This is a genomic window from Streptomyces sp. FH025, from assembly GCF_017427025.1.
Taxonomy (GTDB): domain Bacteria; phylum Actinomycetota; class Actinomycetes; order Streptomycetales; family Streptomycetaceae; genus Kitasatospora.
In genome coordinates this window covers 1-9972 of record NZ_JAFLNG010000250.1, presented here as the reverse complement: position 1 = coordinate 9972, position 9972 = coordinate 1, and the positions used below count along the sequence as shown (strand labels likewise).

9 protein-coding genes and 2 tRNA genes are annotated in these 9972 nt (G+C 72.8%); 7 read left to right on the top strand and 4 right to left on the bottom strand.

Going from position 1 to position 9972, the window contains the following annotated elements; genetic code table 11:
- The 3 genes from J0670_RS18855 to J0670_RS18845 form a co-directional block, all read left to right on the top strand.
- Positions 1–341: hypothetical protein (locus J0670_RS18855; protein ID WP_207812788.1), on the top strand; the 341-nt coding region annotated here is incomplete at its 5' end.
- Positions 342–394: 53 nt separating this feature from the next.
- The gene (locus J0670_RS18850) at positions 395–1012 is read left to right on the top strand and encodes a bifunctional DNA primase/polymerase (protein ID WP_374223125.1); all 618 of its coding nucleotides are present in this window, start codon (positions 395–397) and stop codon (positions 1010–1012) included.
- 68 nt (positions 1013–1080) lie between these two features.
- Positions 1081–1154: transfer RNA gene (locus J0670_RS18845), tRNA-Lys, on the top strand.
- Positions 1155–1262: 108 nt separating this feature from the next.
- Here the strand turns inward: J0670_RS18845 and pgi are convergent.
- Both pgi and J0670_RS18835 read right to left on the bottom strand, forming a co-directional pair.
- The gene (gene pgi, locus J0670_RS18840) at positions 1263–2924 is read right to left on the bottom strand and encodes a glucose-6-phosphate isomerase (protein ID WP_207812786.1); all 1662 of its coding nucleotides are present in this window, start codon (positions 2922–2924) and stop codon (positions 1263–1265) included.
- Positions 2925–3119: 195 nt separating this feature from the next.
- Positions 3120–4703 (bottom strand): Na+/H+ antiporter, encoded by a 1584-nt coding sequence (locus tag J0670_RS18835; RefSeq protein WP_207812785.1) that lies wholly within the window; start codon positions 4701–4703, stop codon positions 3120–3122.
- Between the two features lie 188 nt (positions 4704–4891).
- Here J0670_RS18835 and J0670_RS18830 point away from each other — a divergent pair, with 188 nt between their 5' ends.
- From J0670_RS18830 to J0670_RS18815, 4 genes are all read left to right on the top strand, one after another.
- Positions 4892–5800, top strand: coding sequence for an NADP-dependent oxidoreductase (locus J0670_RS18830; protein ID WP_207812784.1), 909 nt, complete (start codon positions 4892–4894; stop codon positions 5798–5800).
- A 74-nt stretch (positions 5801–5874) separates the two neighbouring features.
- Positions 5875–5948: transfer RNA gene (locus J0670_RS18825), tRNA-Lys, on the top strand.
- Positions 5949–6082: 134 nt separating this feature from the next.
- A complete protein-coding gene (locus tag J0670_RS18820) occupies positions 6083–7057 on the top strand; it encodes a GlxA family transcriptional regulator (RefSeq protein WP_207812783.1) in 975 nt (324 codons plus the stop codon).
- Complete coding sequence (locus J0670_RS18815; protein WP_207812782.1) at positions 7057–7686, top strand: DJ-1/PfpI family protein; 630 nt, start codon at positions 7057–7059, stop codon at positions 7684–7686. The genes J0670_RS18820 and J0670_RS18815 overlap by 1 nt, the downstream gene beginning before the upstream one ends.
- 52 nt (positions 7687–7738) lie before the next feature.
- On the opposite strand, the gene J0670_RS18810 is transcribed toward J0670_RS18815, so the two are convergent.
- A complete protein-coding gene (locus J0670_RS18810) occupies positions 7739–8926 on the bottom strand; it encodes an MFS transporter (protein ID WP_207812781.1) in 1188 nt (395 codons plus the stop codon).
- 61 nt (positions 8927–8987) lie between these two features.
- On the bottom strand, positions 8988–9972 hold a 985-nt coding region (locus J0670_RS18805; protein ID WP_207812780.1), incomplete at its 5' end, for a chitinase.

Sequence of the window (9972 nt, the reverse complement as noted above, 5' to 3'; positions counted from 1 at the left end):
CCGAGGCGCCCGATCCCACCCGGCGCCTGCGTCCCGCGCAGCTGCTGTTCGAGCCGCAGTCCGCCGAGCCGGAGCCGGAACGATTCTTCGACCTGGAGTCGATCGACGACCCCGCGGAGCTGCTGCGCCGCTCCACCGAACTGGCCCTGGCCTTCCGGGCGGCCGCCGAGCGGGCCACCGACTTCCAGGCGGTCGCCGCCGCCCAGCTGGCCGACCCGCGCCGGTTCGACGCGCTGTCGAACGCCGAGATCGCCGAGCGGGCGGACTGGACCCCGGACTACGCCGCCAAGATGATCGAGTACGGCCGCGGCCTGCTCCAGCCGCGCCGCCACGAGGACTGATCCCGGGCCCCTGGCATATGCCAGCGGCGGAGGGTACGCGATGCCCCGCCGCCCTGTCCGGGGAACGGCCCTTTCCACCACACCGGGGCTCCGCACCCCCCAGGCTGCTGGGCGTGGACATCTTGACGCAGCAGTCGGTGGAGTACGTCACCGCGGCCGGAGAGGCCTGGCTCGCCTCCGCCAGCGAGTACCCGGCCAGCATGCGCGCCCTGTGGGAGGCCCGACCGTGGGCGCCGTCGGTGCTGCCCTGCGGGCGGGCCTTCGACGTGATCAGCATGCCGTCCCTGTTCGGCCGCCGGGTACTGGACGAGCTGTGGGCCTCCGGCCCCGGCTGCGGCCCGGTCGCGAGCTACCGGGGGCGCGTCCTGCTGTTCGTCCGGCCCGGCGCGGCTCCCCGGCTGCGCCGGCTGCTGGCCTGGGAGGAGTGGGCCCGGGACGTCCCGCCGCTGCTGTGCCACGGCAAGGGCGACGCGGTGACCGTGCCGCCGCTGCAGCGGATGGTGCACGGCCCGGACTCCCCCGGCCAGGGGTCCGGCCGGTGGGTCGTCGCCCCGGAGGACCGGGAGCCCTGGCTGCCCGGCGCCTCGACGATGCTGTGGGCCTGCGTACGGGCCGCGCGCGAGCCCGGCGCGGCGGCCCCGGCCGGGCCGGCCGTCGTGACCGGCGGGTGAACGCGGGGCGACCGGTATTCGATTTTGGCTCGGACGCGGGCCACTGCTAGAGTCTTCTCTGTCAGCAGGCGCCGCTAGCTCAGTTGGTTAGAGCAGCTGACTCTTAATCAGCGGGTCCGGGGTTCGAGTCCCTGGCGGCGCACAGACAGCCGGAAGGCCCTTCGCGAAAGCGAAGGGCCTTCCGGCGTTTTGCGTCCGCACACAAAAAGCCGGCCGGGCCGCCCGCCGCAGCGGACGGCCCGGCCCGGGCTCAGCGGCCGCGCAGCGAGCGGTAGCGGGCGACCAGCTCGGCGGTGGAGCTGTCCAGCTGCTCGGCGCCCTCACCGGTGAGCAGCACCGGCTCGATCCGCTTGGCGAGCACCTTGCCCAGCTCGACGCCCCACTGGTCGAAGGAGTCGATGTTCCAGATCGCGCCCTGGACGAACACCTTGTGCTCGTACAGCGCGACCAGCTGGCCGAGCACCGAGGGGGTCAGCTCGCCGGCCAGGACGGTGGTGGTCGGGTGGTTGCCCTTGAAGGTCTTGTGCGGGACGAGTTCGGCCGGCACGCCCTCGGCGGCGACCTCCTCCGGGGTCTTGCCGAAGGCCAGCGCCTGGGTCTGGGCGAAGAAGTTGGCCAGCAGCAGGTCGTGCTGGGCGACCAGGCCCGGCAGCAGGTCGGCGACGGGCTTGGCGAAGCCGATGAAGTCGGCCGGGATCACCTTGGTGCCCTGGTGCAGCAGCTGGTAGTACGCGTGCTGGCCGTTGGTGCCGGGGGTGCCCCAGACCACCGGGCCGGTCTGCCAGTCGACCGGGGTGCCGTCGCGGGTCACCGACTTGCCGTTGGACTCCATGTCCAGCTGCTGGAGGTAGGCGGTGAACTTGGACAGGTAGTGCGAGTACGGCAGCACCGCGTGCGCCTGGGCGTCGAAGAACGCGCCGTACCAGACACCCAGCAGGCCGAGCAGCAGCGGGACGTTGCGCTCCGGCGGCGCGGTGCGGAAGTGCTCGTCGACGAGGTGGAAGCCGTCCAGCATCTCGCGGAAGGCGTCCGGGCCGATGGCGATCATCAGCGAGAGGCCGATCGCCGAGTCGTAGGAGTAGCGGCCGCCGACCCAGTCCCAGAACTCGAACATGTTGGCGGTGTCGATGCCGAAGTCCTGGACGCCCTGGGCGTTGGTGGACAGCGCGACGAAGTGCTTGGCCACCGCCTCGGTGCCGGCACCGAGGCCGTCGAGCAGCCAGGTGCGGGCGGAGACCGCGTTGGTGATGGTCTCGATGGTGGTGAAGGTCTTCGAGGCGACGATGAACAGCGTCTCGGCCGGGTCGAGGTCGCGCACCGCCTCGTGCAGGTCGGCGCCGTCCACGTTGGAGACGAAGCGGACGTCCAGGTCGCGCCGGGTGTACGAGCGGAGCACCTCGTAGGCCATCGCGGGGCCGAGGTCGGAGCCGCCGATGCCGATGTTGACCACGGTGCGGATGCGCTTGCCGGTGTGGCCCGTCCACTCGCCGCTGCGGACCCGGTCGGCGAAGGCGGCCATCTTGTCCAGGACGGCGTGCACGGCGGGCACCACGTTCTCGCCGTCGACCTCGATCACCGCGTCGCGCGGGGCACGCAGCGCGGTGTGCAGGACGGCCCGGCGCTCGGTGTTGTTGATCTTCTCGCCGCGAAACATGGCGTCCCGCAGCTCGGCGACACCGGTGGCGGCGGCCAGCTGGCGCAGCAGCTCCAGCGTCTCGTCGGTGACCAGGTGCTTGGCGTAGTCCACGTGCAGGTCGCCGACCTGCAGGGTGTAGCGGCGGCCGCGCTCCGGGTCGGCGGCGAACAGCTCGCGCAGGTGGGTGTCGCTCAGCTCGGTGCGGTGCTTGGCCAGGGCGGCCCACTGCGGGGTGCGGTCGAGCGGGGTGCGGGCGTCGGCGCGGGTCTCCGACATCGGTGGCTCCTCGATTCATCTGGGTGCAGAAACCGGCAGGGCCAGGCGTGAGGGTTCTTCGCGAGGTCGTGCGGGTACTGGTGGCGCCGACTCCGTTGACGGCCTGCCCGGGTTCAGCCTATGCAACCCCGGAGCCGGTCGTGCGCATTCCGGCCGCCGGACGGGAACCACGCCGCCCGGCGGCCGGACGGCCCGTCACTTCCGTTCGGAGCGCAGGTCGAGTCCGCGCAGCACCTCGTCGACCAGCTCGGGATCGGCCCCGGGTTCGCTGCGGGCGGTGAGCATCTCGCGGCGGGAGGCGGCGATCATCTCCTGCTCGACGTCCCGGGCGGCCCGCCACTGGGCCAGCCGCAGCTTGGCCTCGGCGGCCTCCTCCTCGGCGTAGTTCTCCGGGCAGAGCCGGGCCAGCCGGTCGTGCTGACGGTCCCGCAGTCGGTCGGCGACCTCGCTGGGCAGCCGGTCCTGCTCCTCCAGCTCGCCGAGCCGGTTGAGCCCGGCCTTGGCGGCCCGCCACCAGAGCTGGCGCACGGCCTGCTCGTGCTTGTCCTGGTCGATGTCGAGTTCGAGCCGCTTGGCCAGCCAGGGCAGGGTGAGGCCCTGGACCAGGAGGGTGAACAGCACCACGCTGAAGGCGATGAAGACCAGCCGGCCGCGCTCGGGGAAGTCCTCGCCGGAGTGCAGGGTGAGCGGGATGGCGAGGGCGAGGGCGACGGTGGCCACGCCGCGCATGCCGGACCACCAGAGGATCACGCTCTCCTTCCAGCTGAACGGCGTGTCCTCCTCGTCGCCGGAGCGCAGCCGCTTCGACAGCCAGCCGGCCGGCAGCAGCCAGAGCAGCCGGACCAGCACCACCACCGCGATGACCACGGCGGCGTCGCCGATGAAGCCGGTCCAGCCGCGGCCGGCCTCCTTGAGCACGGTGGCCAGCTCCAGGCCGATCAGGCCGAAGGCGACGCCGGTGATCAGGATCTCGACGACCTCCCAGAAGGCGTTGCCGACCAGCCGGTAGGAGACGGCGTCGGCGTCGGAGGCCCGTTCGGCGAGGTAGAGCGCGCAGACCACGACGGCGAGCACGCCGGAGCCGTGGATCTCCTCGGCGATGGCGTAGGCGGCGAAGGGCACCAGCAGGTTGAGAGCGACCTGCTGGGTCGGGTCGTCCAGGCGCTCGGCGAGCTTGGCGTTCACCCAGCCGAGGGCGACGCCGACGACCACGGCGAGCACCGCGGAGAGGACGAAGCGCAGCGTGGCGTGGCCGACCGAGAAGTCACCGCTGACCATGGCCTCGATGGCCAGCGAGTAGACGACGATCGCGGTGACGTCGTTGAACAGGCCCTCGCTCTCCAGGATCGCCACCAGGCGCCGGGGCAGGCCGACGCTGCCCGCCACCGCGACGGCGGCCACCGGGTCGGGCGGGGAGACCAGCGCGCCGACCGCGATGGCGGCGGCGATCGGCAGGGCGGGCAGCAGCCAGTGCACGGCCCCGGCCACCGCCGCCGTGGTGACCACCACCAGGGCGATGGCCAGGAGCAGGATCGAGCGGGCGTTGGCCTTGAAGTAGCGCACCGAGGAGCGCCGAGCGACCGCGAAGATCAGCGGTGGCAGGACGAGCGGGAGGATCAGCTCGGGCTCGATGGAGACGTCCGGGATCTGTGGGACGAGCGCCATGACGATGCCGAGCAGGGTCATCAGGACCGGCTGTGGCACCCCCGTCTTGCGGGCGAGCGGCATGGTCACCACGGAGGCGAGCAGCACCAGGAAGAACAGGGGCAGCTGGCCCACGGAAAGGTTCCTCTCGACGACGGACGGCTGAGCGCCGCCCAGGATAAATCTGACAATGCGCCCATCAGTGAAACCACGCCGAACAGTAGCTTGACCTAGAGCGCACTTCATGTTCGAGGATCAGGGGCATTCGAGCGGTCGAGCGATCCGACCTGCCGAGCAGGCGGTCGAGGGAACAGGAGCCCCCCATGAAGGCGGTCACCGTGCCGAGGTTCGGCGGTCCGGAGGTCCTGCGGGTCACCGAGGTGCCCGACCCGGAGCCCGGGCCCGGCGAGGTCAGGGTCCGGGTCTTCGCCGCCGCGGTGCAGCCGGCGGACCTCGCGATCCGGGACGGGTGGAGCCCGCCCGGGGTGACGGTCGAGCCGCCGGTCGTCCTCGGCAACGAGTTCGCCGGGGTCGTGGACAGGCTGGGGCCGGGCACCGAGGGCCGGCGGGTCGGCGACGAGGTGCTGGGCTTCCGGCTGCTGAACTGCCAGGCCGAGCTGGTCACGGTGGACGCGGCGCAGCTGGTGGCCAAGCCCGCCGGGATGCCCTGGGAGCAGGCCGGCTCGCTCTCCGCCTCCGGGCAGACCGCGCACGTGGCGCTGACCCTGCTCGGGGTCGGCCCCGGCGACACCGTGCTGGTGCACGGCGCCTCCGGCGGGGTCGGCACGGTCGCCGTCCAGCTCGCCCGGGCCTGGGGCGCCACCGTGATCGGCACCGCCAGCGAGCGCAACCACGACTACCTGCGCGAGCTGGGCGCGATCCCGGTCGCGTACGGCGAGGGGCTGGTCGAGCGGGTCCGGGCGGTGGCGCCGCAGGGGGTGGACGCGGCCTTCGACGCGGCCGGGCGGGGCGCGCTGGAGGCCTCGGTCGAGTTGGTCGCCGACAGGGACCGGATCGGCACCGTGGTCGACTACCCGGCCGCCGAGCGGTTGGGCGTCCGGGGGCTGCGGGCGCCCCGCACGGCCGAGCGGCTGGCCGAGCTTGTGCGGCTGTGGGAGGCCGGCGGGCTGCGGCTGGAGGTCGCCGAGGCGCTGCCGCTGGAGAAGGCCGCCGAGGCCCACCGGCTGGTGGGCACCGGACACGTCCGGGGCAAGGTGGTGCTGACCGCCTGAGCCGGGTCGGGGCGGGCGTCCGGGCCGATTGTGTGTTTCGGCCGCTGACCAGGTAATGTTCTCCACGTCAGCAGGCGCCGCTAGCTCAGTTGGTTAGAGCAGCTGACTCTTAATCAGCGGGTCCGGGGTTCGAGTCCCTGGCGGCGCACAGACAGCCGGAAGGCCCTTCGCGAAAGCGAGGGGCCTTCCGGCGTTTTCCCCTGTTTCCCGCCCTTCACCGATGGCAGGAAAGGTGGGAAACAGGTCATTGCTGCCATCGCGGCCCGGTGCCACGCTGGCCGTATGAGAGCGCACAGCGTGGTCGTCGTCCTCTACGAGGGCGTGCAGAGCCTCGACGTGACCGGCCCCCTGGAGGTGTTCGCGGGAGCGGGCGCCGCCGCCGGGCGGCCGGGGGCGTACCGGGTGACCACCGCCTCCCCCGGAGGCGGGCCGGTGCGCAGCCACAGCGGACTGCGGCTGCTGCCGGACGCGGACCTGGCCGAGGTCGGGCCGGTGGACACCCTGCTGGTTCCCGGCGGGCACCGCGGCGGGGCCCCGGACGACGACGCCCTGGTGGCGCGGATCCGGGAGCTGGCCGGACGGGCCGAGCGGGTGGTGTCGGTGTGCACCGGGGCCTTCCTGCTCGCCGAGGCCGGGCTGCTGGCCGGGCGCCGGGCCACCACCCACTGGGCCTACTGCGAGGAGCTGGCCCGGCGCTTCCCCGACGTCGAGGTGGTCCCGGACCCGATCCACGTCCGGGACGGGCACATCGCCACCTCGGCCGGGGTCACCGCCGGGATCGACCTGGCGCTCGCCCTGGTCGAGGAGGACCTCGGGCGGGACACGGCGCTGCTGATCGCCCGTCACCTGGTGGTCTTCCTGCGTCGGCCGGGCAACCAGGCCCAGTTCAGCACCCAGCTGGCCGCCCAGGTGGCGGCCCGGCAGCCGCTGCGCGAGGTCCAGCGGTGGATCGCCGAGCATCCGGAGGCCGACCTCTCGGTCGAGGAGCTGGCCCGCCGCTCGGCGCTGTCGCCACGGCACTTCGCCCGGGCCTTCGCCGCCGAGGTGGGGGTGACCCCGGGCCGGTACGTGGACGGGGTCCGGCTGGAGGCCGCCCGGCGGCGGCTGGAGGACACCGACGACGGCATCGAGGAGATCGCGCGCTCCTGCGGCTACGGCACCACGGAGGCGATGCGGCGCGCCTTCGTCCGGACCGTGGCCGCCCCGCCCGCCGAGTACCGACGCCGCTTCCGTCCCGAACCGACCGGAGGTCACTGATGCGCATCGCCGTTCTGCTCTACCCCGATTTCACCGCCCTGGACGCCGTCGGCCCGTACGAGGTGCTGTCCCGGATCCCGGGCGCCGAGGTGGTGTTCACCGCCGCCCGGCGCGGCCCGGTCCGCACCGACATGACCAGTCTGGCGATCACCGCCGACGCCGCCCTGGACGAGGTGGACTCGGCCGACCTGCTGCTCGTCCCCGGCGGACCGGGGACGGAGGCGCAGCTCGGCGACCCGGCCGTGCTGGAGTGGGTGCGCGCGGTGAACGCGACCACCACCTGGACCACCTCGGTCTGCTCCGGCTCGCTGATCCTGGGCGCGGCCGGGCTGCTCAAGGGCCGCCGGGCCACCTCGCACTGGGGTGTTCTGGACGGGCTGCCCCGGTTCGGGGCGGAGCCGACCGGGACGGAGCGGGTCGTCATGGACGGCAAGTACGCCACCGCCGCCGGGGTCTCGGCCGGGATCGACCTCGCGCTGACGCTGACCGGCCTGATCGCCGGGGACGCGACGGCGCAGGCGATCCAGTTGCTGATCGAGTACGACCCGCAGCCGCCGTACGCCTCGGGCTCCATCGCGAAGGCGTCTCCCGAGGTGATCGAGGGGGCCAAGCGACTGCTGGCGGCCTAAGGCCTGTCTGACAATTCCCGCCGGGCGCGCGACGCCAATTGTCAGACATGGCCTAGCGCCGGGGCGGGAAGCCGTGGCGGCGGGCGGCGAGGGTCACGGCGAGGACGGGCAGCAGCAGGGCGAGCACCGTCCAGGGCAGGGCGCCGGTGCCCAGACGGCCCAGCACCAGCCCGCCGACCACCCCGCCCGCCGCCATCGCGGCGTTCCACAGGGTGACCAGCATCGCCTGGGCGGCGTCCGCCCGCTCGCCGCCCGCGTCGCCGACGGCGGTCTGCAGCAGGGTCGGTGCGCCGCCCCAGCCCAGGCCCCAGAGCAGGGCGGCGAGGTACACCAGCGGCGTGCTGTTCGACAGGAGGCCGAGCAGGCCCGCGGCCAGGGCGACCAGCAGCGCGCCGCCGATCGTCAGCAGCCGCAGCCGGCGGTGGATGTGGGCTCCGACGAACCAGATGCTCGCCAGCGAGGCCAGTCCGAAGACCAGCAGCACGGTGTCGGCGGCGCCGCCGAGGCCGGCCCGGTCGAGGAAGGGCGCGACGTAGGTGAACAGGATGGTGTGGGCCAGTACGAAGAGCACCGTCACGGCGAGCACCGGCGCCACGCCGGGGACGGTGAGCGCGCTCCGCACCGGGGCGCGCTCGCCCGCCGGCTGGCCGGGCTGTTCCGGCAGCAGCGCCGCGATCCAGCCGATCACGCCGGCCGCCAGTGCCGTCATGGCCAGGAAGGGCACCCACCAGGCGAGTACCCGGCCCAGGAAGGTGCCGACCGGCACTCCCAGTGACAGCGCCACCGGCACGCCCGCCATGGCCACCGCCATGGCCCGGCCCTGCTGTTCGACCGGCACCAGCCGTCGGGCGTAGCCGGCGAGCAACGCCCAGGCCAGGCCGGCCGCGACGCCCGCGAGGAAGCGGGCGGCCAGGGTGAGCGGGTAGTTCGTGGAAGCCGCGGTGACGGTGTTGGCCACCGCGAAGCCGGCCATCGCGGTGAGCAGCAGTCGCTTGCGCCCCCAACCGGCGGTGGCCGCGGTGAGCGGGATCGCGGTGGCGGCGGTGCCGATCGCGTAGACGGTGACGGTCTGCCCGGCCGCGGACTCGCTGACCCCGAGGGCCCGGCTCATGCCGGGCAGGACGCCGGCGGGCAGGTTCTCGGTGAGGGCCGTGACGAAGACGGCGGTGGCCAGGGCCAGCAGGGCGGGGAGCGGGAAAGCCTTACCGGGCACCGGAGTTGTGCGCTGTGTGGTCGCCATGGGGCCATGCTCGGACCTCACACGGGTGTCAGGTTCAAGCACGGCCCCCGGGAGGTTCCGGTCAGCGGCCGAAGTAGCCGTCGAAGTTCTTGGAGAACTCACGGCCGCCGAACTGGTCCCAGTTGATGGACCAGGTCATCAGCCCGCGCAGGTTCGGCTGGGCACCCGAACGCGGCACGTACGTCCCGCAGTTGGTCAGCTTGGTGAGGCAGTCCAGCGCCTTGTTCACCTCCGCCGGGGCGACGTAGCCGTTGCCCGCGTTGGTGGTGGCCGGCATGCCGACGGCGATCTTCGAGGCGGGCAGCGGCGGGAACATGTTGTTCGTGTTGCCCGCCACCGGGAAGCCCTTGAGCAGCAGGTCGGTCATCGCGACGTGGAAGTCGGCGCCGCCCATCGAGTGGTACTGGTTGTCCAGGCCCATGATGGAGCCGGAGTTGTAGTCCTGGACGTGCAGCAGGGTGAGGTCGTCGCGCAGCGCGTAGATGACCGGCAGGTACGCCCCGGCGCGCGGGTCCTGGCCGCCCCAGGGGCCGGATCCGTAGTACTGGTAGCCGAGTTGGACGAAGAAGGTCTCCGGCGCCATGGTCAGCACGAAGCCCGGGCCGTACTTGGCCTTGAGGGTCTTCAGCGCCGAGATCAGGTTGACGATGACCGGGCTGGTCGGGTTCTTGAAGTCGGTGTCCCCGGTGTTGAGGGAGAGCGAGTGGCCCTCGAAGTCGATGTCCAGGCCGTCCAGGCCCCACTTGTCGATGATCGCCGAGACCGAGCTGACGAAGGTGTCCCGGGCGGCGGTGGTGGTCAGCTGGACCTGGCCGTTCTGGCCGCCGATCGAGATCAGCACCTTCTTGCCCTGGGCGCGCTTGGCGGCGATGGCGGCCTTGAAGTCGGCGTCGGACTCGACGGTCGGGCAGTCGGTGGGCGAGCAGCGGTTGAAGCGGATGTCGCCGGAGGTGACGGAGGTGGGCTCGCCGAAGGAGAGGTCGATGTAGTCCCAGGAGTTGGGGACGTCGGCCATCCGGGTGTAGCCGGCGCCGTTGGCGAAGCTG

Coding starts and splice junctions, on each gene's coding strand:
- pgi (WP_207812786.1), bottom strand. CDS start 2,924: ATGTCGGAGACCCGCGCCGACGCCCGCACCCCGCTCGACCGCACCCCG.
- J0670_RS18830 (WP_207812784.1), top strand. CDS start 4,892: ATGAAGGCGGTCACCGTGCCGAGGTTCGGCGGTCCGGAGGTCCTGCGG.
- J0670_RS18820 (WP_207812783.1), top strand. CDS start 6,083: ATGAGAGCGCACAGCGTGGTCGTCGTCCTCTACGAGGGCGTGCAGAGC.
- J0670_RS18815 (WP_207812782.1), top strand. CDS start 7,057: ATGCGCATCGCCGTTCTGCTCTACCCCGATTTCACCGCCCTGGACGCC.
- J0670_RS18810 (WP_207812781.1), bottom strand. CDS start 8,926: ATGGCGACCACACAGCGCACAACTCCGGTGCCCGGTAAGGCTTTCCCG.